This is a genomic window from Paenibacillus sp. FSL H7-0714, from assembly GCF_038003765.1.
Lineage (GTDB): Bacteria > Bacillota > Bacilli > Paenibacillales > Paenibacillaceae > Paenibacillus_AQ.
The window spans coordinates 6,390,969-6,413,171 of sequence record NZ_JBBOPT010000001.1; the positions used below are offsets into that span (position 1 = coordinate 6,390,969).

The 22,203-nt window shown below is 45.9% G+C and carries 20 protein-coding genes, 14 tRNA genes and 4 rRNA genes; 4 read left to right on the top strand and 34 right to left on the bottom strand.

What is annotated here, in order from left to right:
- The 12 genes from NST34_RS28700 to NST34_RS28755 all read right to left on the bottom strand — a co-directional run bounded on the left by NST34_RS28700 (position 1) and on the right by NST34_RS28755 (position 9,563).
- Positions 1–1,059 (bottom strand): baseplate J/gp47 family protein, encoded by a 1,059-nt coding sequence (locus tag NST34_RS28700; RefSeq protein ID WP_076300993.1) that lies wholly within the window; start codon positions 1,057–1,059, stop codon positions 1–3.
- The gene (locus NST34_RS28705; protein ID WP_076300992.1) at positions 1,052–1,483 is read right to left on the bottom strand and encodes a DUF2634 domain-containing protein; all 432 of its coding nucleotides are present in this window, start codon (positions 1,481–1,483) and stop codon (positions 1,052–1,054) included. The genes NST34_RS28700 and NST34_RS28705 overlap by 8 nt, the downstream gene beginning before the upstream one ends.
- Positions 1,480–1,776 carry a DUF2577 domain-containing protein gene (locus tag NST34_RS28710; RefSeq protein WP_076301021.1) on the bottom strand — a complete coding sequence of 99 codons (297 nt, stop codon included), beginning with the start codon at positions 1,774–1,776 and terminating at the stop codon, positions 1,480–1,482. The genes NST34_RS28705 and NST34_RS28710 overlap by 4 nt, the downstream gene beginning before the upstream one ends.
- A gap of 5 nt (positions 1,777–1,781) precedes the next feature.
- Complete coding sequence (locus NST34_RS28715) at positions 1,782–2,744, bottom strand: XkdQ/YqbQ family protein (protein ID WP_076300991.1); 963 nt, start codon at positions 2,742–2,744, stop codon at positions 1,782–1,784.
- 9 nt (positions 2,745–2,753) lie between these two features.
- Entirely contained in the window at positions 2,754–3,506 is a 753-nt protein-coding gene (locus tag NST34_RS28720; protein ID WP_076300990.1) for a LysM peptidoglycan-binding domain-containing protein, read from the bottom strand.
- A gap of 1 nt (position 3,507) precedes the next feature.
- Positions 3,508–5,532, bottom strand: coding sequence for a hypothetical protein (locus NST34_RS28725; RefSeq protein ID WP_076300989.1), 2,025 nt, complete (start codon positions 5,530–5,532; stop codon positions 3,508–3,510).
- Positions 5,533–5,723: 191 nt separating this feature from the next.
- Positions 5,724–6,146: a phage tail assembly chaperone gene (locus NST34_RS28730; protein WP_042131197.1), complete on the bottom strand. Its 423-nt coding sequence runs from the start codon at positions 6,144–6,146 to the stop codon at positions 5,724–5,726.
- A 113-nt stretch (positions 6,147–6,259) separates the two neighbouring features.
- Positions 6,260–6,730, bottom strand: coding sequence for a phage tail tube protein (locus NST34_RS28735; protein ID WP_076285579.1), 471 nt, complete (start codon positions 6,728–6,730; stop codon positions 6,260–6,262).
- A gap of 1 nt (position 6,731) precedes the next feature.
- Positions 6,732–8,054, bottom strand: coding sequence for a phage tail sheath family protein (locus NST34_RS28740; RefSeq protein WP_341129238.1), 1,323 nt, complete (start codon positions 8,052–8,054; stop codon positions 6,732–6,734).
- Positions 8,054–8,233, bottom strand: a complete 180-nt coding sequence (locus tag NST34_RS28745; RefSeq protein WP_341059389.1) for a hypothetical protein — start codon at positions 8,231–8,233, stop codon at positions 8,054–8,056. The genes NST34_RS28740 and NST34_RS28745 overlap by 1 nt, the downstream gene beginning before the upstream one ends.
- A complete protein-coding gene (locus tag NST34_RS28750; protein WP_076120997.1) occupies positions 8,230–8,643 on the bottom strand; it encodes a phage tail terminator family protein in 414 nt (137 codons plus the stop codon). Before NST34_RS28750 ends, NST34_RS28745 begins: the two co-directional genes overlap by 4 nt.
- Before the next feature lie 425 nt (positions 8,644–9,068).
- Positions 9,069–9,563 carry an ArpU family phage packaging/lysis transcriptional regulator gene (locus NST34_RS28755; RefSeq protein WP_042194591.1) on the bottom strand — a complete coding sequence of 165 codons (495 nt, stop codon included), beginning with the start codon at positions 9,561–9,563 and terminating at the stop codon, positions 9,069–9,071.
- 287 nt (positions 9,564–9,850) lie between these two features.
- Between NST34_RS28755 and NST34_RS28760 the strand changes: the two genes are divergently transcribed.
- The gene (locus tag NST34_RS28760) at positions 9,851–10,279 is read left to right on the top strand and encodes a helix-turn-helix domain-containing protein (RefSeq protein WP_042192135.1); all 429 of its coding nucleotides are present in this window, start codon (positions 9,851–9,853) and stop codon (positions 10,277–10,279) included.
- A gap of 31 nt (positions 10,280–10,310) precedes the next feature.
- The gene (locus NST34_RS28765) at positions 10,311–10,724 is read left to right on the top strand and encodes an ImmA/IrrE family metallo-endopeptidase (protein ID WP_076285600.1); all 414 of its coding nucleotides are present in this window, start codon (positions 10,311–10,313) and stop codon (positions 10,722–10,724) included.
- Positions 10,725–10,825: 101 nt separating this feature from the next.
- On the opposite strand, the gene NST34_RS28770 is transcribed toward NST34_RS28765, so the two are convergent.
- The 20 genes from NST34_RS28770 to NST34_RS28865 form a co-directional block, all read right to left on the bottom strand.
- A tRNA-Pro gene (locus tag NST34_RS28770) sits at positions 10,826–10,899 on the bottom strand.
- A gap of 14 nt (positions 10,900–10,913) precedes the next feature.
- Positions 10,914–10,987, bottom strand: a tRNA-Gly gene (locus NST34_RS28775).
- A 10-nt stretch (positions 10,988–10,997) separates the two neighbouring features.
- Positions 10,998–11,071, bottom strand: a tRNA-Pro gene (locus NST34_RS28780).
- A gap of 30 nt (positions 11,072–11,101) precedes the next feature.
- Positions 11,102–11,178 (bottom strand) — tRNA-Arg (locus NST34_RS28785).
- 8 nt (positions 11,179–11,186) lie between these two features.
- Positions 11,187–11,261, bottom strand: a tRNA-Gly gene (locus NST34_RS28790).
- Between the two features lie 6 nt (positions 11,262–11,267).
- A tRNA-Leu gene (locus NST34_RS28795) sits at positions 11,268–11,351 on the bottom strand.
- A gap of 15 nt (positions 11,352–11,366) precedes the next feature.
- Positions 11,367–11,439, bottom strand: a tRNA-Lys gene (locus tag NST34_RS28800).
- A 5-nt stretch (positions 11,440–11,444) separates the two neighbouring features.
- Positions 11,445–11,519: transfer RNA gene (locus NST34_RS28805), tRNA-Gln, on the bottom strand.
- A 43-nt stretch (positions 11,520–11,562) separates the two neighbouring features.
- Positions 11,563–11,638, bottom strand: a tRNA-Val gene (locus NST34_RS28810).
- 40 nt (positions 11,639–11,678) lie between these two features.
- Positions 11,679–11,753: transfer RNA gene (locus NST34_RS28815), tRNA-Glu, on the bottom strand.
- 11 nt (positions 11,754–11,764) lie between these two features.
- Positions 11,765–11,840, bottom strand: a tRNA-Thr gene (locus NST34_RS28820).
- Between the two features lies 1 nt (position 11,841).
- A tRNA-Asn gene (locus tag NST34_RS28825) sits at positions 11,842–11,917 on the bottom strand.
- A 6-nt stretch (positions 11,918–11,923) separates the two neighbouring features.
- Positions 11,924–12,040: ribosomal RNA gene (rrf, locus tag NST34_RS28830) — 5S ribosomal RNA — on the bottom strand.
- Positions 12,041–12,113: 73 nt separating this feature from the next.
- A 23S ribosomal RNA gene (locus NST34_RS28835) occupies positions 12,114–15,042 on the bottom strand.
- 139 nt (positions 15,043–15,181) lie between these two features.
- Positions 15,182–15,257: transfer RNA gene (locus tag NST34_RS28840), tRNA-Ala, on the bottom strand.
- Between the two features lie 20 nt (positions 15,258–15,277).
- Positions 15,278–15,354 (bottom strand) — tRNA-Ile (locus tag NST34_RS28845).
- Between the two features lie 36 nt (positions 15,355–15,390).
- A 5S ribosomal RNA gene (gene rrf, locus NST34_RS28850) occupies positions 15,391–15,507 on the bottom strand.
- A 124-nt stretch (positions 15,508–15,631) separates the two neighbouring features.
- Positions 15,632–17,189: ribosomal RNA gene (locus NST34_RS28855) — 16S ribosomal RNA — on the bottom strand.
- The 16S, 23S and 5S rRNA genes sit together here with 14 tRNA genes alongside, the layout of an rRNA operon.
- Positions 17,190–17,547: 358 nt before the next feature.
- Positions 17,548–17,778, bottom strand: coding sequence for a hypothetical protein (locus tag NST34_RS28860; protein ID WP_036680631.1), 231 nt, complete (start codon positions 17,776–17,778; stop codon positions 17,548–17,550).
- A gap of 252 nt (positions 17,779–18,030) precedes the next feature.
- Positions 18,031–18,642, bottom strand: a complete 612-nt coding sequence (locus tag NST34_RS28865) for a stage II sporulation protein M (protein ID WP_341129239.1) — start codon at positions 18,640–18,642, stop codon at positions 18,031–18,033.
- 108 nt (positions 18,643–18,750) lie between these two features.
- Here NST34_RS28865 and pdaB point away from each other — a divergent pair, with 108 nt between their 5' ends.
- Positions 18,751–19,554: a polysaccharide deacetylase family sporulation protein PdaB gene (pdaB, locus tag NST34_RS28870; RefSeq protein WP_042192142.1), complete on the top strand. Its 804-nt coding sequence runs from the start codon at positions 18,751–18,753 to the stop codon at positions 19,552–19,554.
- A gap of 50 nt (positions 19,555–19,604) precedes the next feature.
- Here pdaB and NST34_RS28875 read toward each other — a convergent pair whose 3' ends face one another.
- Positions 19,605–20,426, bottom strand: a complete 822-nt coding sequence (locus tag NST34_RS28875; RefSeq protein ID WP_042192144.1) for a PPK2 family polyphosphate kinase — start codon at positions 20,424–20,426, stop codon at positions 19,605–19,607.
- A gap of 344 nt (positions 20,427–20,770) precedes the next feature.
- Positions 20,771–21,361, bottom strand: a complete 591-nt coding sequence (locus NST34_RS28880; RefSeq protein ID WP_341129608.1) for a KinB-signaling pathway activation protein — start codon at positions 21,359–21,361, stop codon at positions 20,771–20,773.
- 129 nt (positions 21,362–21,490) lie between these two features.
- On the opposite strand from NST34_RS28880, the gene gerD reads away from it, so the two are divergent.
- Positions 21,491–22,162, top strand: a complete 672-nt coding sequence (gene gerD / locus NST34_RS28885; RefSeq protein WP_042192146.1) for a spore germination lipoprotein GerD — start codon at positions 21,491–21,493, stop codon at positions 22,160–22,162.
- Positions 22,163–22,203 lie beyond the last annotated feature (41 nt).

Consider the following 22,203-nt stretch of genomic DNA (forward strand, 5'->3'; position numbering starts at 1 on the left):
CTACACCTCCAGTAAAACGTTGCCGAACAAAGGTATTTCTTCTTCGTTCAACATTACGTTGCCCGCTCCACCGTTCAGCTTCAGTTCACTGTAATCCGCGACTCCCTCAGTAGCTAGCAATAGTGCACCGATTACTGACTGGCTAATATAGGTTGCTGAAAAAGCCTTCTCCTTGCGATAACTCTCAAGAATCCCCTTGAATTCATCATTTACAGCTTGCAGCGCATAACCTGAAGCGAGGGTAACTTTTGCGCTTACACTAATACTTTTGCCTTTCGCCGACGCTACTGTTACAACTGCACCTACGGGTGCTTGCCCCTCACCCGCTCCAGAGACCGGATCAATGTAATGCTGAACCTTAGTCACCAATAACTCAGAAGCAGGTTTTTTCTCAGCGTCCACAACAATCACCTTCACCGTCTTAGGACCGTTCCATAGCGGAAAAACACGTGCACCTCCCACCCCAATAACCTGCATCGCCCACTCCATATAGTGATATTTATTGCCGCTAGTAGCTGGGCGTCTGGCTGAATCCAAATAACGCTGGCGTAGCGATTCATCACTTTCGGCGTTCTCTCCAGGGATCAGAAGAGAAGCTATTTCTCCGCGCGCGAGGTCTGAAATATAATCCACTGGCAGCAAAGAACCAAAATATCGGTTTCCTTCTTCTCCAGCGGTTTCACTTTCTAGCCGATACACTCCAGGAGATAGCTTCTCCACAGCCATATAATTCAGCATATCGAGTGAAAAGCGGCTTCCGAGAGGGACATCTACAAATCCTCCATCCGCTTTATAAAAAATCCCCTTCAGTTGCGCTTTGCTCGCTTCTCGCCTAACAATTCCTGACCAGGAGATACTTCGCTCCAAGTACTCTCCGGTCGCTGTATCTGCAAAATACAGATTATTATTCACATCCAGCTCAATGTACATCTGCGCGAGCTCTGCTGCTGCCGGAGCGAGCGCGTCATAAATGATGCTGCCCTCGCGTTTATCCAGACCTGACGGAACCCGGTCCAGCATCCGCTCTAAAAGAGCCTCATACGTCTGATCCTCATACATCCTCATTCCACTCCTTTCTCAGCTGAAAATTCCCGTAACGTGTGACCACCTTGCAGTCAAAAGTTAAGTTTTCTCCGGTAAACGAAACCTCAATATTCTCTAAGCTAAGGATTCGTTCATCCTGAAGTAAGGCCTCACTAATGACACGTCTGATTTCAGCTCTGACCAACAGCCGATCCTTACCCAGAACCAGCTGCCACTCTGTTCCGTAATCCGAACTGTAAATCAGATGTTCAAATCTATCGGTTCGCAGAATTTTGGCCGCTGCCTGCTGCACTGCCTCAAGTCCATCCGCTTGGCCAGTGATCCTTTGTCTGTCCCAATCCATTCGGTAAGTTAGACTGGGGCTTTCCCCACGTTCAAGGTTGACCTCGCCTTCAAGAAGGGCAGTTATCGGTCCAGATTTTCCAATCGCAGGAATCATATCGGACTCACCAGCCGATCCAGAACAATATAGCTTTGTCCACCCTGCATCCGAACCATCAGAACCCGATCACCAGAGGCAAGCCCTCGACGCACTACCACTTCTCTACCCTCTAGCTCGACTTTACATTCCATTACCGATTCAGGCAGCACTAGCGCATTCCCCGATAAAATAAAACGTTGATCCACCTGGATCTGCAAAGGGGCTGCCTCCGTTACCGTCCCATAAGAAAAAGCCACGGGATTTGTATTTCCCACGGCTCCTAAGCTTGCTTTTTTTATAATATCCAACATCATTTCTACACCACCTTTATATCGAGGGACATCGTATGCTCCCCACCGGAAATCTTATGACTGCATTGATCCACCAGAAACACCTGAGTCTTGAATTCATCAAGCAGGACATAAATGAAATTACCAGCCCTTACGCGCATATCACCAATCGCCTGTACGGAGAGACTAAGCTTTTCACGGTTGTGCATTTTTAGCAGATTATTTGCCTTCTCCTGAATTTGTGCAGCATTCGCTTTGTCATCGGCCTTCTGATACAAGTGCAGGATACCCCAGCGCTTCACATTATCCTTATCGCTAACCGGAAAGAAATCACGCTTACCAGACTTCTCGTTATCCTTGTATAGAAAAATGGTGTTGTACGTATCATCATCAATACTTTTTTTGAGCGAATAATCGTACAGATAATGCCCCGCTCCCAGCACTAGGTTAAGCAGCATAGACTCCGGTTTACGCAGCGTAAGCTTGCCAAAATCATCGTAAAAAGCCATCAACCGCCCCTTATACTGAAGCTCACTGCCGATCGCTCCCATAATGATGTCCAACAGCTTTTTGTCATCTTCAATTAATGAGGGAATTCGGTACTCTGTATTCTCCAGCACACCTGTCTTCAGGCCGTAGTCCTTGGTTATTTTAGTAATAACATCGCTAGCCGTGACATCCTGCAAAACATAACTACCATTGCCTAGTAAATAACGAATCTGATCATAAGCAGTCAGCTTAATCTCCTGATCCGAGCCTGTATCAATGCTGAACACAAACCCGTAGAATACATCCACATTATCTTTGCTGAACTGAATAATATCACCGTTGCTGATGCTAAACTTGGGATGCTGATAGATACCACTGTCCACAAGTGTTAACTCTAGCGTTGATGGTTTGCCTGAACGAGCAGTTTTCCATGTAATATCGGAGACGATACCTGAAATATCCCATAAATGTCCTTCCTTATTCTTTACAAGTAGCTCCATAACAGCCTCCTACGGTAGCTTAATGACCTTACCGATTGGAAGCTTCCTCAGCTCACTATCTTTAATGCCATTAAGTTTCTGGATTTCTCCACACCTTTTGCCATCTCCAAGAATTTCTTTAGCTATTTTCCATAGATTGTCTTTAGATTTCATGATATACGTTTTAGGTTTGGGCTTTTCATTAGCCCGCTTCTGTTCTACCTTCACTTCATCTTTGACAACCTTAACTGCTACCGCTTGATAGAATACATACTTTTTGAGAGATAAAGAATATTCAATATCCCCTGATGTACCCGCACTGAGCTTCCAAGAGAAACCTTCAATACTCATAGCCATGTTCACACCGAAATCAATTTCTATGGATTTATCCTCACTAGTCGATGATTCCTTTAACCATTTCTGAGGGTTGTTTAGCTTCCCATCAGCTTTTTTCAAGTCATCAGCATAACTCACCCCAGAGAATACAAAACGAATAGGTCTGCGACTAGTCATCCACTTCTTAATCAGCTCCACATATTCAAAAGGTCTCTTCAACCCGTCTTCTTGCACCAATACGAACGGATACTTTTGTGCCGGAAAAATACTTTCAATTGTAATCTCCGTAAGCTTCGGATAAGCAATCGTATTGATTTCACCCAAATCTATAATGGTATAGCTTTTTCCATCCCCGCTCTCTTTGATCTCTAAGGTCTCCGGGTTGACTGGCAGCCGGAATGCTTCCGCCTGATTATTAAAACCAAGAAAAATCCCGTACTCTTCCACGTTACGTATACACCCCCTGTGCTGTAGAGACAAACTCCTCGTTCAGCTTTTGCCCGATCTTGTTGATAATCGTATCAATGTCTCCGGCATTATTAATATTCCCGGTCGTCACCTGCACCGTCGGCGTAAGCTCCACAAAATTCTGGATCGCCTGAATCTCCGCTAGCTCACGCAGCATTTTCAGATCATCGCTAGAGATGTCTACAGTGTCGTTGATGGAGTCGAGTTGCTTCACGCGGTTTACGGTGTTTAGATTACCTGGAGTTCCTGCATTTTGAAAAGAACCCGTAGCTGAAGGTGTATTCATCGTAGGAACTACTGGAATTTCAGGTACGGTAGGCGTTTGCAAAGGTTTTGACAAATCCCCTGAATGGGTAGTATTCCACTGATTTAATGTGGTGTTATTACTCTTATTTCCACCCACATTTAATTTTTCTTTAAACTTATTGATATCAAAATTCTGGATTTTTTCTGCCCCTGAATTAAAAGAAGCTCCAATGTCCATTTGCAAATCCTTTTTGAATTGACTGCTATCAACCTCTTCAATATGAAGATTGATCTCCGACTCTATACCAATAAATTTGCCAACAGCTCCAACTACTTTATTTATACTATCTAGCAAAAAGTTCACAGCGCCAATAATACCATTAACAAATCCGGTCCAAAGATCGATAACAAAGCCCACAAATTCTGCAACGAGCTGTCCCAGTCCCCTGAACATATTCGCCAAAAAGTCCCTCACAGGCTGAAGGGCTGCCACAATCCCTAAAAATGCTACTATAAGTGCAACTATAAGCCCTATTACAAGTGCAATTGGATTAGCACTCATCACAGCGTTGAAAATGCCTTGGGCTGCGGTAGCAATTCCGGTAGCAATAGATGAAATTCTAGTTGCAATTGTTGAGGCATTCATCGCGATTGCTAAGGCAATAACTCCAGCAACAACACCCAAAACAATCGGCAAAACAACAGGGTTGCTAAGAACACTCCAGAGATACAATGCACCTTGTACGACCTGCGAGAATACTTGTGCAAGTATCGCCAGTCCAATCGCTATCCCATCGATAATTGGCTGAAAGCTTCCATCTGAAAATGCCTGGTTAAGAATGCCTAATAGTGGTGACAATGCTGCAAGAGCACCTTCTCCCATACCAGCCAGAGAGTTGTTATAGTTTCCAAGAAGAGCTTGCCATTGATTAACGGGTGAATCCATCATGGTTTGTAGCGAATCACTCGTCATCCCTGACGTTGTCATAATATCTCCCAAAGTACTCAAAAAGGCTTCCATATTGCCCGTTCCGGCCACTAGATCAAGTCCACCCAGATCCTCTTTATCCACCTGAAGCATGGATGCTAAATCACTAGAATCCCCCTCAAAAGCAGAAGTAATCGCCGATGAAGTATCACCAATATCTTTACCCTCCGGAGACATCATGCTTAGCCTTGTGGAATAATCCATAAGCTTATCTAACTGATCCGTATTTTGAGTTTTAGGATAAAACGACAAGACACTTTCCATGGACTTGTTTACATCCTGCCCGGTATCTAGTGCCCTCTTCTTGAACTTATCAAACATTGCCACACCAACATCAGCATTTCCGGTTTTCGCTTTAAAAAGATCCTCCCATTTTTGCTGTTCAGCTGCAGGCGCAAGCACCTTTTCCATAACTCCTTTAACTTTTTCCAGCACACCTTTGGCTTTCCCAAAAGCACCGGTGATCTTTTCCCATGTACCCGCCTGCTGTTCAGCCCCTGCTGCTCCTTGTTCTGCCGCACCGTTCAGTCTCTCCTGAGCCTGTACTGCGCCTCCAATAGAAGCTTGAATTCTGGTATAAGCTGCACTGTAATTGTTAGTAATGTTGTACACGGGTTTATTGACTATTTTCATACTTATTCGGTTTAAGGTTGCGGAAAAGGAATTTGAAATATTTGCAGAAACCTGAGTTGTAATTTGATTGGTTATATCATTGATCCATTGGTTGGAGACTTGCTGGATTCCAGCTATATTGTTTTGCATACCTGCCATTCATTCACCCCCTCATCTCTTCCTCGCCTTACTCCGTGCCTGATCCCGCTTCTCCTTCTCCACACGAACAGCAATCATCGCATAAATTGCGGCACGTTCGCGCGAAGACAGCTTCATCAGCTCATGCGGTAAAATATGCAGCTCGTGGAGGGCGTAGTAAGCTAAGTTCGCTTCACTGTCGCCCTCGTTGATTAGTTTTTTACTTCATCCACCAGCTCGTTCATATCTGTACCGAAGCCATTCAAGGCCTGTACCCGTTCACCCAGTGCCGCAAATTCACCTGGAAGCAGCATTTTACGCAGCAGCGTTTCGGCACCAAGAACACCATAAGAACGTTGTAGCTCAGCATTTTTCAGATCTGGATGCACCACACTTGAGGTCATAAGCTTAGCCATATAATCATTCGGTTCAATCTCGGAGGTATACACTCCGTTCTTACCTTTGACCTTACGAGTAGCTGCTTTACGGCATTCCTGATTCTCATCCTCGTTCATACTGCGTAGCTTCCAGGCAACTGCGTTTCCTTCCTTATCCTTAAACCGCTGCGATACTACAAACTCCTCGGTCGTGTCACATGCTACATTTTGCGCAAAAAACAAACTTAATTCACTCATTGTCTTCCTCCTAAAATGATTTAGTTTCTTCTAGTACTACTAACTAGACAGAGAAGAGACCCGCCGCTCACCTGCACGCCCGGGCCTTACTTGCTCCTATCTAGTTGTCTTTATTATTTTCCGGAGCCGGCGGGAGCGCCAAATGCTTGCACAATCTGCACGTCTTCAAAGGTAAAGCTCACTTCTTCTTCCAGCGCATCTGATTCTGTATCAAGAGAAGCCATGATGACACTATCAAGGTTCACGCCTTTTAAAATAATGCGTTGTGCTCCAACACTGGACGATGGGTCTTCATTCGTAACCTCAATATCGAAATATTGATCGACACCTGTATTCATATAATCGAGCATCATCTGGCGGAAACGGCTAGTCATATAAAAAATCGTCATCGAACCGCTGCCCGACCATCCAGTCGCTTTATGCTGAACACCACGGCGGCCTAGAGTCTTCACCTCTGCCTTTGTTTTTTCTACCGTAGCTTCAAGCGTCTTCACATAGAACATCTCTTCAGCTTGCGTACCAATCACGGCATACGCACGGCCCTCCTGGCCGGAAATCGTATCACTAGCTTTTAAAAATGCCATCTTAAACCACCTTCACTTTCATATATACTTTTTCTACGGAATCTACCGGTTTCACAGCCACATCCAGCACGATACTATCACTATCCTCACCAGCCACAACGACAACATCTGTCTGCGCGTTAAAGCCCTCAATCGCACCCATATCCTGCAGATCATTCATATAAGTCGCACATTGTGACCAGAACAGAGCCCGTCCATCTTCATTATTCGCTACCTTACCAATGTAGTAGTTCTCAAAAATACGCTTCAGATCATTCGCAATCCCATCCAGCACGCGTAGCACACGATTTTTGGAGAACGCTTTGCCTTTATCCGGAGAAAATGCCGTAAACGTGTTAATATCTTGCTCCACCACAGCTCGCCCTCCACTGTAAGTAAAGAGCAATTCACCTCGCAGCAAAGCTGCAGTCGTCTCAGAATGGCTAAGCCGCACATCAGCGTCAACGGAGTCGTCATATCCCTGATAAGTCAGTGATTGATTCACCTCAGCAGCAGCCGTAGCACCGGCCACCCAAGCAACAGCATTGTTGTTATCAATCCTAGTTCCGTCACTCAGTACTACCCCATTCTTCACGCTGATCACACCCTCATGACCCGCAGTAGCATAATCCGATAGTACAGCCTGCACTTTCTTACCTTCCGTATCCCGCAGTCTTCTCACCCAAGAGCTATACAGCGCCTTAAGCGTACTATCCTGCGATACTAGTCCAACCGTTTGGAACTCAAGCACCTCAAGAGCAGACAAGAAATCGCTATGCGCACCATTTGTCACCGTACCATTAGCTCCGCCAATAAGCGGCATCCCTGCGGTTAGCTTCAAGCCTTCTGCACCATTTTTCTGGAATTGTACATAATCGTTAGCGACCAACTCTTCAGCCGTTCCAACCGTTTGTTTATTCAGTTCAGTTCCATTCAGCAGTGTCTTTACATCAAAAAGAGCATTATTCTCAATATTCTTTTCAATAACAACAGAAAGATCGTTTCCGCGTACACCGCCGTATTTAGCCGTTACTTGCAGACCACTATTCGTAACTGCCGCTTTAACCCCTTCATTCAATCGATAGAGAAGTAATGTTCCCGCACGTTTCAGCGCTTCGCGTACTGGCAGCAATGTTAGATGTTCCAAACCATAACCTAGCAGCTTATTCACGTCGTCCTGCGGGGTAATCTCCATGATCACTCCAGGTTCTCCCCAAGATAAGGCAAGTGCCAAAGCAGTAATCCCGCGTTCTCCCATTTTGCCGATGGCACCTTGATTCGATGCTACATTTACGTACACCCCTGGGCGCACTTTGTTTTGAGTTGTCCATGTTCCGCCTGCCATTAGTTCAAAACCTCCTTATTCATAAACAATCCCATAGATTGCTTCGCTTCTTCGATCGTATAACTTTTGTCATCCTGCAAAATAACGTTCAGTACATCCTTTTCTTTAACCGTAAAAAGCGATGAATTCACAATCTGCTCTTTACCAAAACGATCTCCATTACTCACCTTTGTGCTCATTTCAGTCTTTCTCCTCCTATCATTTGTCCCATCTTAATGGGGTCAGGCTTCTCACTTTGCAAATACACCATATAGTCTGTTGTAAAAAGCGGTCCATGCCCCTCTACCCCAGCTTCCCAGGCTTGCCTAGCTACACGAAAGGAGCCACCCTCTTGCTCCATCCCTGCCATTGCCTCACTCAGCTTATCTGCCATTCTCTCAGCTTCCAGCAGACTGCCTTGTTCATAACGGATACCGAAGCGATAGACCGCTAAATATCGGCCTTCCCGCTGCCGATCCAAAGTCGCTGAGATCAGTCCAGGATAAAAATAAGCCGTCTGAGGTTTCTCCCCCTCCACATATACAGGCACATCTGGAAAGTACTTCTCCAGCGCACTCGTAATGTGTTCTCGTAATTGTTGTACCGACATCACTCCATTCCTTTCTGAACTGCGGCGGTTCGCCGATCCTTGATGGTGTTAACCTTCAATTGCATTAACATTAAGAAGACACCCCCTCTACTAAAATTAAGAACAAAAAAGGATACTATCCGATGTTGGATAATACCCTTCTATACCAGGCCAATGCCAAAAGAATCTTTCACCGCTAGATTTGTTCTCATCACCACTAGGGTTGAACTATTAGCAGAGCATTCATGCTCTTGCGGTGTTCTTTTTGCTTCATTTGCCATGTTATAAATATACACCCCTATTTGCCTTGCAGAGACGGTATACCGACGAGGTTTAAGCTAGCTTTGGGATGGTATAGAGCGGTTTTTCGGAGGATCATAAAATCAATAAAAAAAGACCGCATCATCCGCTCGGACGACACAGTCTTTAGTAACCGTCTATATCTCTTAAGTAATACTAATCTTCTCTTTCTTCACTCTAGGTGCTGTTATTAAAGTGTTAAGGGACAGTAGACCGAGATCCGTTAAAGCCAAAGCCATCTTATAAAAAGCCTTCGAGCGTATCTTCACGTAAGTATCCTTACTTACCGGTGGATCAAACACATGATTGTAAATCGTATAATCGTACGTTTCGTCTCTTTTCATATAACGCTCTCTTACTAATTGCTGTTCCCTCGTATCGAGTCTTTCTACCACAGAGTCTATCGCCGAGCAAAAAGCCCTCCTAGCAGCCGGTATATCCACATTATAAGAAGCTATCGCAGCAGTCTGATCAGTAACAGTATTCGTAGGACCATGAAATCTTTCTGTATACGAATAAGTAGTACTGGCTTCCTTAGCCTCAAATGTAACGGTCTTAAAAATACGGTATTTCTCCAACATGCTCTCTATAGCGACCTGGGTTCGGCGACGGTCTAGCTCCGGTAAAGCAGATAAGTTCATCATTTTATGCACTCCTTTAGGTTTTAACAGAATGAGATTAAATTGCGGAAGTTTCCTAAGCAATGTGCTAAAATATAAAAGTGTTCGTATTCTGTTCGTATTTTTCTATAATATACCACTTCTCTACCAATCTCGTAAAACCCCGTTTGAGTCTGTTTTGGGCGAAAAAGAATAGCTTTCCCTCCATTATCTTGCCTTTTGGCAATGATATACGCTTTGTTGTTTACCAAGTGGCAAAAATGGCTTATATTAATAACATAAGCTTCAGTCTATAAGGAGTGGTTGAGATGAAACAGGATTTTGGGGATTATATGAAGCAACTTCGCGAAACAAAGGGACTCACTATTAATCAATTGGCAGCAGCAGCAGGCATTAGCGGATCACAGATTTCACGGATTGAAAATGGTCTAAGAGGAGTTCCTAAGCCGACTACATTACGCAAAATAGCAGAGGCTACAGGAGTCCCGTACGAGGAGCTAATGGATCAAGCGGGGTATTTGCAGGAACAGGCTCTTCCAAGCGAAGAGATTGTCCCAGAGTGGGCTACAAGCAAGGACAAACGTGACTTCCGTAAAATGCTGGAGGATGATGGAGAGCTGATGTTTGATGGAATCCCATTAGACAAGGATGACAAGCAGAGGATAAAAGATGTACTGACCGGCTTATTCTGGGAAGCCAAACAGATGAACAAGAGAAAGAAATCCAACAACACTTAATAACTACACTAACATGCTGCAGGTGAAGAATATGGATGAACTGATCAATAATCTGATTAAAAAATATAAAACCAATTGTCCGTTCGAGCTGGCCTCAGCGCTAGGTATTCATATTCGCTTCATGAACCTTGGGACAGGCACAAAGGGATTATATTACCGAAAACTAAGAAGAAGATTTATCGTCATTCATAATGAGTTGCCAGTTGAGTGGCAGCGCTTCGTTTGTGCGCATGAATTAGGACATGATCGCCTTCACAAGGGGATTAACCGCTTTTTCCTGGAAGAAAGTTCTTACTTCTCTCCTGGCAAGCTTGAGCGTCAAGCTAACGTCTTTGCTGTAAAGCTACTATCCATAGGCAGTAATCCTGAGCAAGAAGAATCCTGTAAAAGTTATTATCTACGGATTGGCATTCCGCCAGAAGTACAGTTTCTTTTGGAAGAATGATAGAGCATATGTTATATGAATTTATGTGTGTTTTAATTCTATACATAACAAAAAAAGCTCTTACCGAAGTAAGAGCTTTCTAAGAGCAATTAAGCTGAGTATCGGGATGACACGATTTGAACATGCGACCCCCTGGTCCCAAACCAGGTGCTCTACCAAGCTGAGCTACATCCCGTTACTATAAAATTATGGAGCGGGTGATGGGAATCGAACCCACGCTATCAGCTTGGAAGGCTGAAGTTCTACCATTGAACTACACCCGCAAAGGTAAAATCGGGATGACACGATTTGAACATGCGACCCCCTGGTCCCAAACCAGGTGCTCTACCAAGCTGAGCTACATCCCGTTAAAATACTATAATTGCTTAATAAAAAAATGGCGCGCCCTGAGAGATTCGAACTCCCGGCCTTTTGATTCGTAGTCAAACGCTCTATCCAGCTGAGCTAAGGGCGCAAAAATTATGGAGCGGACGACGGGAATCGAACCCGCGACCCTCGCCTTGGCAAGGCGATGCTCTACCGCTGAGCCACGTCCGCAATAAGTGGTGCGCGTGAAGGGACTTGAACCCCCACGTCGTGAAACGCCAGATCCTAAGTCTGGTGCGTCTGCCATTCCGCCACACGCGCATGTAATAATAAAAGTGAGCCATGAAGGACTCGAACCTTCGACACCCTGATTAAAAGTCAGGTGCTCTACCAACTGAGCTAATGGCTCGCACTTGGCTGGGGATATAGGATTCGAACCTATGAGTGACGGAGTCAAAGTCCGTTGCCTTACCACTTGGCTAATCCCCATTGATGTTACCTCTATGTTGCCCATAATCTCTCAGGAAGATTATGGTGGAGGCTGAGGGGATCGAACCCCCGACCCTCTGCTTGTAAGGCAGATGCTCTCCCAGCTGAGCTAAGCCTCCATATCTATGGGACCCTCTAAGGGTAAGTACAAGTAAAAGTTGGTGACCCGTATGGGATTCGAACCCATGTTACCTCCGTGAAAGGGAGGTGTCTTAACCCCTTGACCAACGGGCCTTGCAAATCTGTGGAGCTCTCAACCGGATTCGAACCGGTGACCTCTTCCTTACCATGGAAGCACTCTACCTGCTGAGCTATGAGAGCATGGCTCCCCGAACAGGACTCGAACCTGTGACAACTCGATTAACAGTCGAGTGCTCTACCAACTGAGCTATCAGGGAATATCCGCTTGGCAACGTCCTACTCTCCCAGGACCCTTCGGTCCAAGTACCATCGGCGCTGGAGGGCTTAACGGTCGTGTTCGGGATGGGTACGCGTGGAACCCCTCCGCTATCGCCACCAAACGGGCATTTACAGCGTAAATGCTCAGGCTTGATGCCTGAAAACTGAATCCGAATTGAATTTGCGTTTTAAGTATAGGATAAGCCCTCGACCGATTAGTATTGGTCAGCTCCATGCATTACTGCACTTCCACCTCCAACCTATCTACCTCGTCGTCTTCAAGGGGTCTTACTAATTGGGAAATCTCATCTTGAGGGGGGCTTCACGCTTAGATGCTTTCAGCGCTTATCCCGTCCGTACGTAGCTACCCAGCCATGCTCCTGGCGGAACAACTGGTGCACCAGCGGTACGTCCATCCCGGTCCTCTCGTACTAAGGACAGCTCCTCTCAAATTTCCTGCGCCCACGACAGATAGGGACCGAACTGTCTCACGACGTTCTGAACCCAGCTCGCGTACCGCTTTAATGGGCGAACAGCCCAACCCTTGGGACCTACTTCAGCCCCAGGATGCGATGAGCCGACATCGAGGTGCCAAACCTCCCCGTCGATGTGGACTCTTGGGGGAGATAAGCCTGTTATCCCCAGGGTAGCTTTTATCCGTTGAGCGATGGCCCTTCCATGCGGTACCACCGGATCACTAAGTCCGACTTTCGTCCCTGCTCGACTTGTAGGTCTCGCAGTCAAGCTCCCTTATGCCTTTGCACTCTTCGAATGATTTCCAACCATTCTGAGGGAACCTTGGAACGCCTCCGTTACTCTTTAGGAGGCGACCGCCCCAGTCAAACTGCCCGCCTGACACGGTCCCCGTACCCGATTAGGGTACTAGGTTAGAACCTAGATACGATCAGGGTGGTATCCCAACGGCGCCTCCACCGAAGCTTGCGCTCCGATTTCTACGGCTCCCACCTATCCTGTACAGATCGTACCCAAATTCAATATCAAGCTGCAGTAAAGCTCCATGGGGTCTTTCCGTCTTGTCGCGGGTAACCTGCATCTTCACAGGTATTAAAATTTCACCGGATCTCTCGTTGAGACAGCGCCCAAGTCGTTACGCCATTCGTGCGGGTCAGAATTTACCTGACAAGGAATTTCGCTACCTTAGGACCGTTATAGTTACGGCCGCCGTTTACTGGGGCTTCGGTTCATAGCTTCGGGTTACCCCTAACCACTCCCCTTAACCTTCCAGCACCGGGCAGGCGTCAGCCCGTATACTTCGCCTTGCGGCTTCGCACAGACCTGTGTTTTTGCTAAACAGTCGCTTGGGCCTTTTCACTGCGGCCCCCTCGTGCTATTCACACTACCGGGGCACCCCTTCTCCCGAAGTTACGGGGTCATTTTGCCGAGTTCCTTAACGAGAGTTCTTCCGCGCGCCTTAGAATTCTCTTCTCGCCTACCTGTGTCGGTTTGCGGTACGGGCACCTTCTCCTGGCTAGAGGCTTTTCTTGGCAGTGTGAGATCATGACCTTCGCTACTACAATTTTCGCTCCCCATCACAGCCCAGCCTTAATGATGTGCGGATTTGCCTACACATCAGCCTCACTGCTTAGACGGACATATCCATCAGTCCGCGTCACTACCCTCCTGCGTCACCCCATCGCTCATAGCGGATTACGGTGGTACAGTAATTTCAAACTGTTGTCCTTCGACTACGCCTTTCGGCCTCGCCTTAGGTCCCGACTTACCCTGAGCGGACGAGCCTTCCTCAGGAAACCTTGGGCTTTCGGCGGATCAGATTCTCACTGATCTTTTCGTTACTCATACCGGCATTCTCACTTGTATGCTGTCCAGCGCTCCTTACGGTACACCTTCAACCCACATACAACGCTCCCCTACCCCAGATACATACGTATCTAGCCATAGCTTCGGTGGTGTGTTTAGCCCCGTTACATTTTCGGCGCAGAGTCACTCGACCAGTGAGCTATTACGCACTCTTTCAATGGTGGCTGCTTCTAAGCCAACATCCTGGTTGTCTGTGCAACTCCACATCCTTTCCCACTTAACACACACTTGGGGACCTTAGCTGATGGTCTGGGCTGTTTCCCTTTTGACAATGGATCTTAGCACTCACTGTCTGACTCCCGGCAATAAGTATATGGCATTCGGAGTTTGACTGAGCTTGGTAATCCTTGCGGACCCCGCACCCAATCAGTGCTCTACCTCCACTACTCTTATACCGAGGCTAGCCCTAAAGCTATTTCGGGGAGAACCAGCTATCTCCGAGTTCGATTGGAATTTCTCCGCTACCCCCACCTCATCCCCGCATTTTTCAACATGCGTGGGTTCGGGCCTCCAGTGCGTGTTACCGCACCTTCACCCTGGACAGGGGTAGATCACACGGTTTCGGGTCTACGTCCACATACTCAATCGCCCTATTCAGACTCGCTTTCGCTGCGGCTCCGTCTTCTCGACTTAACCTTGCATGTTAAACGTAACTCGCCGGTTCATTCTACAAAAGGCACGCCATCACCCATTAATAGGGCTCTGACTTTTTGTAAGCACACGGTTTCAGGTTCTATTTCACTCCCCTTCCGGGGTGCTTTTCACCTTTCCCTCACGGTACTGTTTCACTATCGGTCGCCAGGTAGTATTTAGCCTTAGCAGATGGTCCTGCTGGATTCATACGGGGTTTCACGTGCCCCGCACTACTCGGGATCCGTCTCGGAGAGAACACAGTTTAGGCTACAGGGCTTTTACCTCTATCGCGGGCCTTTCCAGACCTCTTCGCCTACCATATTCCTTTGTAACTCCATGTGAGACGTCCCACAACCCCTAAGAGCAAGCTCTTAGGTTTAGGCTGTTCCGCGTTCGCTCGCCGCTACTGACGGAATCACTATTGTTTTCTCTTCCTCAGGGTACTTAGATGTTTCAGTTCCCCTGGTCTGCCTCTACATCTCCTATGTGTTCAGAGATGAGTAACTGCGAATTACCACAGCTGGGTTTCCCCATTCGGACACCCCCGGATCAAAGCTTGCTTACAGCTCCCCGAGGCAGTTTCGTTGTTCGCCACGTCCTTCGTCGGCTCCTGGCGCCTAGGCATCCTCCGTGTGCTCTTATTAGCTTAACCTTGATTTTTCCTAAGAAAAATCTCACTAATAACATTTACTTGTTTGCACAAGTTGCTAAAAGATGTTCTAAAACGCAAATTCGTTTCGGTATCCAGTTTTCAAGGATCAATGTTTAAAGAAGGTATTGAATTAAAATTATGGTGGAGCCAAGCGGGATCGAACCGCTGACCTCCTGCTTGCAAGGCAGGCGCTCTCCCAGCTGAGCTATGGCCCCATAAAAGATATAAAGTTATATGGTGGGCCTTGGTGGACTCGAACCACCGACCTCACCCTTATCAGAGGTGCGCTCTAACCAACTGAGCTAAAAGCCCATATAACATTGTGAATCAACCAAAGAATGGTTGTCCGCTTGGCGGCGTCCTACTCTCCCAGGACCCTTCGGTCCAAGTACCATCGGCGCTGGAGGGCTTAACGGTCGTGTTCGGGATGGGTACGTGTGGAACCCCTCCGCTATCGCCACCAAACGTATATGAAAGAGACTTACTCTTTCAAAACTGAACACGAGTGAGTGTTCGAACCCGAAGGTTCTATTGTGGAAGTTTAACTTCCGATTTGAATGTCTTCATTGCAGAAGACGATTCTCCATAGAAAGGAGGTGATCCAGCCGCACCTTCCGATACGGCTACCTTGTTACGACTTCACCCCAATCATCTACCCCACCTTCGGCGGCTGGCTCCCTTGCGGGTTACCCCACCGACTTCGGGTGTTGTAAACTCTCGTGGTGTGACGGGCGGTGTGTACAAGACCCGGGAACGTATTCACCGCGGCATGCTGATCCGCGATTACTAGCAATTCCGACTTCATGCAGGCGAGTTGCAGCCTGCAATCCGAACTGAGACCGGCTTTGATGGGATTGGCTTCACCTCGCGGCTTCGCTTCCCGTTGTACCGGCCATTGTAGTACGTGTGTAGCCCAGGTCATAAGGGGCATGATGATTTGACGTCATCCCCACCTTCCTCCGGTTTGTCACCGGCAGTCACTCTAGAGTGCCCAGCCTTACCTGCTGGCAACTAAAGTTAAGGGTTGCGCTCGTTGCGGGACTTAACCCAACATCTCACGACACGAGCTGACGACAACCATGCACCACCTGTCTCCTCTGTCCCGAAGGCCGCCACTATCTCTAGTGGATTCAGAGGGATGTCAAGACCTGGTAAGGTTCTTCGCGTTGCTTCGAATTAAACCACATACTCCACTGCTTGTGCGGGTCCCCGTCAATTCCTTTGAGTTTCAGTCTTGCGACCGTACTCCCCAGGCGGAGTGCTTACTGTGTTAACTTCGGCACCAAGGGTATCGAAACCCCTAACACCTAGCACTCATCGTTTACGGCGTGGACTACCAGGGTATCTAATCCTGTTTGCTCCCCACGCTTTCGCGCCTCAGCGTCAGTTACAGCCCAGAAAGTCGCCTTCGCCACTGGTGTTCCTCCACATATCTACGCATTTCACCGCTACACGTGGAATTCCACTTTCCTCTTCTGTACTCAAGTCACCCAGTTTCCAGTGCGACCTCAGGTTGAGCCCAAGGTTTAAACACCAGACTTAAATGACCGCCTGCGCGCGCTTTACGCCCAATAATTCCGGACAACGCTTGCCCCCTACGTATTACCGCGGCTGCTGGCACGTAGTTAGCCGGGGCTTTCTTCTCAGGTACCGTCACTCCGGTAGCAGTTACTCTACCGGACGTTCTTCCCTGGCAACAGAGCTTTACGATCCGAAAACCTTCATCACTCACGCGGCGTTGCTCCGTCAGACTTTCGTCCATTGCGGAAGATTCCCTACTGCTGCCTCCCGTAGGAGTCTGGGCCGTGTCTCAGTCCCAGTGTGGCCGTTCACCCTCTCAGGTCGGCTACGCATCGTCGCCTTGGTGGGCCGTTACCCCACCAACTAGCTAATGCGCCGCAGGCCCATCCCTCAGTGACAGATTGCTCCGTCTTTCATTCTTTCTTCAGGAGAAAAAAGAAATTATCCGGTATTAGCTACCGTTTCCGGTAGTTATCCCAGTCTAAGGGGCAGGTTGCCTACGTGTTACTCACCCGTCCGCCGCTAAGTCATTTTGAAAGCAAGCTTTCAAAATGACTCCGCTCGACTTGCATGTATTAGGCACGCCGCCAGCGTTCGTCCTGAGCCAGGATCAAACTCTCCAATTAGTATTGAAAAGAGCGATATGCTCATTTTGAAACATCTGACGAGAAAATTAATTCTCTAATTTTGGATTTCACTTTCGTGATTTCCTACTCACTCGTTGTTCAGTTTTCAAAGATCAATGTCTCTCATTTCGTCGTCGTTGTTTTTCAGCGGCGACCTTTATAATATATCATAGTGTTTCGTTGTTTGGCAAGTCTTTTTTTTGAAAAAGTTTTTTTCAACTTTTCTTGCCTTCCGCTTCCCTTTTACACAAGCAAAAGGAGCGCGAGATATAATTTATCACGAGCACTCCTTTTTAGTCAAGCTATTTTATTAAAAAATCTTAAATTCATATAAGACTCTTGCATTTACCGCTTATCCTTAGTGTTTATACTGAGAAGAACGTCCACCCCACGCATACTTGGAAAGCTCTTTCTGAGGAGCAAAACGAGCATACATACGAAATACAGTCTTATATCTATTGGCGATGGCATGCCTGATATTTTGGTCCAAGCGCTGATCGCTCAAATCTAACAGCATCTCATCAAGTTCTTTCCGCAAAACATAATCCAGTTCCTTGCATTCTTTTTCGTTGAACAACATTCCCAACATATGCTTGGCCTCCTTCATGAAGTTGCAAGTAACACATTCACTAAAACCAAAAACCCCTTGTACATAATTAGTTAGTCCATCTCATGGAGAAAGCTGCCTTAAGATCCTCTTACACTAGATTAACCGGAGTACTCTTTTTATAACCATAATTATTAAAAATTCCCTTTATGGTTTCGTCACGATTATATACTTCTGACCTTTAGGCAATCCTTGGATGAATAGCTTTACTGTTATGCTCCATTCTCGGAAGTTTTATGATAAAAGAGAAAAAGTTATTGTGCTTTCAATGATGGCTGCAACAAATAACAGGATTATTGTCCAAATAGATGCCGTAAGTGTTTGACGCATAAACGAAGACCAACCAACACCTCTGTTCACTTTTTTAGTGGATGAGCTAAACAGACTTGCAACTACTTTCCCGCCGAACTGAAGTCCAAATGCACAAGCAATAATGATTGCTGGAATCTCTATAATCCCATGTGGCAGCAGTCCTTTTACTATTAGTTCGAATAAATCCTGTCCTTGCAGTGCTGATAAATGAATCAGATAGCCGATAACCGCTCCGTTAATAAATAAGAATATGGCTGGCAGTATACCGAACAACGCTCCTAAAAATATGATAAGAACACCCTTGATGCTGTTATTCAAAAATATAAATACAAAGAAGCTCCATTGCGGATTAGAAGAATCTCTAAGGTTGCCACTGATTTCACTGAGCCCCTCTAATTGCTGAACCAATAGCTTTTCCAGACTGCTAGTAGCTACCCACCCTATAACCGCTCCTACTGCGAAGAGCAGACAGGATAGCAATAAAGCCTTCCGGATCGTTTTTAGATCTTTAATAAACGTGAAGAACGACAACATAAATACCCTCCTGAAATTGTGATCTCTGTTTCTTAGGTCATAACCTTGCGGTACGAGCATACATTTAGAACAAACAAGCATTTCGCATGGGAGAGGAGCGCTGTCATTATGAATTCTTTTTATGTATTCAGCGGCAAAAAGATTAAACGATTCATCTATATCTTCGCCGCTGTGCTTCTTGCTGCTGGAGTTGTCTATGTCGAGAGGGGAAACATAACCGTTTTTTCTGAATCCGGACCTTCCGCGATCTACAGTGTACCAACAGAGAAGAAGCTGATTGCCCTGACCTTCGATATTAGCTGGGGGGAGAAAAGACCCGAACCAATTTTGAAGGTACTTGAAGACAAGAAAGTGGACAAAGCCACCTTCTTCCTATCGTCTCCATGGAGTAAGACTCACCCAGACATTGTAACTAACATTAAGAATGCAGGTTTTGAAATTGGAAGTCATGGTCATAAACACGTCAATTACAGCACACTAAGCAACGAAGAAATTCGTACACAGATCTCAACGGCTCACACCGTACTTACCGAATTAACCGGCACTGAACCCAACTTGATTCGTATGCCTAATGGTGATTTTGACAAAAGAGTCCTTCAGGTTGCCAGCGATCTCGGCTACAAGGTCATTCAATGGGATACAGACTCCCTGGACTGGAAGAACATCGGCGTAGACAATATCGTGAAGCGTGTAACGACAAAAGCGCATCCAGGTGATATCGTCCTTCTACATGCCAGTGATTCCTGTAAACAAACACATGAAGCACTTCCACTCATTATCGACGAGCTCCGCAGACAAGGTTATGAATTCGTTACCGTCTCTGAGCTGATTAGTCAAAGCAACACCGAAGGTAAAGAAGTCCGCGACTCAGCTTCACTGAGTAATGCCATTGAGGACGCAGCTGGGCTGTAAAAACACATACAATCTCTGGTGCCGTAATGAATGTTGATCTGTCCAAAGGATTAATGACGTGGAGAAATGAGTTCCGATATGTCAGGTGTGGGGGTATTCAGCTTCGGATAGCTCAGATCCAGACTCTCCAGTGTCTTTACAACGATGGATAAGGTCAAATAGTTGCGGTACCATTGATGATTGGCGGGTATCCAGTACCAGGGTGCTTTATCTATGCTAGATTCCTTGAAAACATCTTCATATGCTTCTTGGTAATCATCCCAATACTCCCGCTCCTGGAGATCACTTGCATCGAATTTCCAATGTTTTTTGGGATCTTCAAGCCGTTCCTTAATCTTCTTCAGCTGCTTCTCTTTAGAAATATGCAGAAAAAGCTTGATAATTGTCGTCCCCTCTTCCACCAGCATTTCCTCGAACTGCCGTATGTAACGAAAGCGACGCTTCAAGTCATCCTTTTTTAACCCTCCGTGTACCCGTGGTACCAATACATCTTCATAATGCGAGCGGTTAAATGCAGAGATATATCCCTTAGGGGGTGTCTTCTGATGAACCCTCCATAGAAAATCATGAGCCTCTTCCTCTAGAGATGGTTTCTTGAAGCTGGTCACTATAAATCCTTGTGGATTAATGCCTGAAAAAATATGCTTAACCGTGCCATCCTTACCGCTGGAATCCATTCCTTGCAGAATAACAAGCAGCGAATGCTTTTTCTGAGCAAACAAAATATCTTGGAGCTCTGCCAAACGTGCTTTAAGCTCTTCTGTTTTGGCTTCTACTTCTTTTTTGGATTTAAAAACACCTGTGTCGTCCGGATCCAGCTTGTTAAGCCGGATTTCTTTTGTGTCTTTTATCATATAGCGCTTGATGTCCATATATTCCCCTCCTAAAAGTTTTGTAAAGCATATACATCATCGGGACGCTTCGTACAAAACTTACTTCGAAAGCATACGCTTAGTTTTGTGAGCGTTACTACACTTGTGTTACTTCGTACAAAACTCACTTCGGAAGCATCTACTAAGTTTTGTAAAGCATATGCATCATTGTTGAGCCTCGTACAAAACTCGCATCGGAAGCATACACTTAGTTTTGTGAGCGTATCGTTCTTTAAGATTAACCTCTACAATCAGATTTTAATCGTTAAGATACAGTTAGAGCAAAAAACCCCGTCTTCTGAGATCAGAGCACGGGGTTCTTTGTTTAGTGCCTTCCCCATTCATTATCCGGCTGCCGGCTTCAGAATACGGTGTAGCATCAAAATTTGGAATGCATTACAAGCGATAAGCGGAACAACAATAAATACCGTTGCACTATCAACACCTATACGGAGCACGCCAATAACTTCCACAATTGAAATAGCTGTCATAAAAAAGAGGGTTGGAATCAAAGCTGAGATGTTTGTACTTTTTACTTTGAAATAAGACACAATAATAGCTGCTAGCAAAATAACGATTCCTAATATTAGATCAGACATAACATTTCTTTCCCCACCAACGACGGTACGCAAAAAAATTAGTTCAAGCAATGCGAGCACAGAAAGCACTAGTTGTATGTATTTCCAAACCTTTTGTGGAAAAACGCCGTTGCCCATATAATTCAAAATCAAATAGGCAAAAAAACCAAGTTGCGAATAAACGCTTACAAGCATACCGTAGCCAAGCAGAATCAGCGGGTATAAAAAGAAATCCCCGACACTTTTGAAATCAATCTTACCATTTACGAATTGCAGTGCCAGACCAGCGATTACAGCCCCACCCGCTCCTATAAGGAGGGTAGTCCAAAATAAATAAAACCATTTTTTTATACTCAGCCAATTCACCTCCTCTTGTCAGATTTATTTTACCAAGGATACCGACAAAACACCATTACACCCACAACATAAATGTGATCTAATTCGGCATAATACATCTAGAGAATCCTATAAAGGAGGGCAGCGCCAATGAAATGGAGATTTATCGGATCTGTGGGTTTGGCATTGAGCTTTGTTATGGCCTTAACGGCTTGCGGAAGTGAGCAGAGCAGTTCTTCTTCCGGACAAGGCAGTTATAAAGAAACGAAGACCATGGTTTTAGATATATTGAAAAGCGATGAGGGTAAAAAAGCGGTTGAGGAATCATTATCAAGCTCCAGCTCTAGCGGTACCAGTGGAATGAGCATGAAGATGATGCCACTTCAAACAACAGAGGAGATCAAGCTCGCTGTTAAAAATACTCTCACTGCACCGGAATATCAGAAGGAAATCGAGAAGATAATGACTGATCCCAAATTCGCGGGCGATTTTGCTAAAGCCATTCAATCACAAAGCAAGGAACTACACCTACAGCTAATTAAGGATCCCACTTATCAGAAATCAGTCGAAGAAATTATGAAGTCTCCAGAAATGATGACAATGTTTTTAAATCTCACTAAAACACCTGATTACCGTAAACAATCCATGAAGACCATGCAGGAATCCATGCAAACTCCATTATTTCGCATGGAAGTATTGAATTTACTTAAAAAAGTCGTACAAGAAGAACTTGAACCAAAAGAGAAAAAAGAAAAGGGTAGCGAAGGTGGCGACAAACAGGAAAGCAGTGGCGGCGGCAGCGGCGATGATTCAAGTTCTTAAAAAAAAGGCCTTATCCCACTAATACGTGTGGGAAGGCCTCT

Excerpts from the sequence above, each read along its gene's own strand:
- NST34_RS28740 (WP_341129238.1), bottom strand. The coding sequence starts at position 8,054 with ATGGCAGGCGGAACATGGACAACTCAAAACAAAGTGCGCCCAGGGGTG.
- NST34_RS28700 (WP_076300993.1), bottom strand. The coding sequence starts at position 1,059 with ATGTATGAGGATCAGACGTATGAGGCTCTTTTAGAGCGGATGCTGGAC.
- NST34_RS28875 (WP_042192144.1), bottom strand. The coding sequence starts at position 20,426 with ATGGACATCAAGCGCTATATGATAAAAGACACAAAAGAAATCCGGCTT.
- NST34_RS28750 (WP_076120997.1), bottom strand. The coding sequence starts at position 8,643 with ATGTCGGTACAACAATTACGAGAACACATTACGAGTGCGCTGGAGAAG.
- NST34_RS28730 (WP_042131197.1), bottom strand. The coding sequence starts at position 6,146 with ATGAGTGAATTAAGTTTGTTTTTTGCGCAAAATGTAGCATGTGACACG.
- NST34_RS28710 (WP_076301021.1), bottom strand. The coding sequence starts at position 1,776 with ATGTTGGATATTATAAAAAAAGCAAGCTTAGGAGCCGTGGGAAATACA.
- NST34_RS28745 (WP_341059389.1), bottom strand. The coding sequence starts at position 8,233 with ATGAGCACAAAGGTGAGTAATGGAGATCGTTTTGGTAAAGAGCAGATT.
- NST34_RS28735 (WP_076285579.1), bottom strand. The coding sequence starts at position 6,730 with ATGGCATTTTTAAAAGCTAGTGATACGATTTCCGGCCAGGAGGGCCGT.
- pdaB (WP_042192142.1), top strand. The coding sequence starts at position 18,751 with ATGAATTCTTTTTATGTATTCAGCGGCAAAAAGATTAAACGATTCATC.
- NST34_RS28755 (WP_042194591.1), bottom strand. The coding sequence starts at position 9,563 with ATGAACTTATCTGCTTTACCGGAGCTAGACCGTCGCCGAACCCAGGTC.
- NST34_RS28860 (WP_036680631.1), bottom strand. The coding sequence starts at position 17,778 with ATGTTGGGAATGTTGTTCAACGAAAAAGAATGCAAGGAACTGGATTAT.
- NST34_RS28725 (WP_076300989.1), bottom strand. The coding sequence starts at position 5,532 with ATGGCAGGTATGCAAAACAATATAGCTGGAATCCAGCAAGTCTCCAAC.
- NST34_RS28765 (WP_076285600.1), top strand. The coding sequence starts at position 10,311 with ATGGATGAACTGATCAATAATCTGATTAAAAAATATAAAACCAATTGT.
- NST34_RS28760 (WP_042192135.1), top strand. The coding sequence starts at position 9,851 with ATGAAACAGGATTTTGGGGATTATATGAAGCAACTTCGCGAAACAAAG.
- gerD (WP_042192146.1), top strand. The coding sequence starts at position 21,491 with ATGAAATGGAGATTTATCGGATCTGTGGGTTTGGCATTGAGCTTTGTT.
- NST34_RS28705 (WP_076300992.1), bottom strand. The coding sequence starts at position 1,483 with ATGATTCCTGCGATTGGAAAATCTGGACCGATAACTGCCCTTCTTGAA.
- NST34_RS28865 (WP_341129239.1), bottom strand. The coding sequence starts at position 18,642 with ATGTTGTCGTTCTTCACGTTTATTAAAGATCTAAAAACGATCCGGAAG.
- NST34_RS28715 (WP_076300991.1), bottom strand. The coding sequence starts at position 2,744 with ATGGAGCTACTTGTAAAGAATAAGGAAGGACATTTATGGGATATTTCA.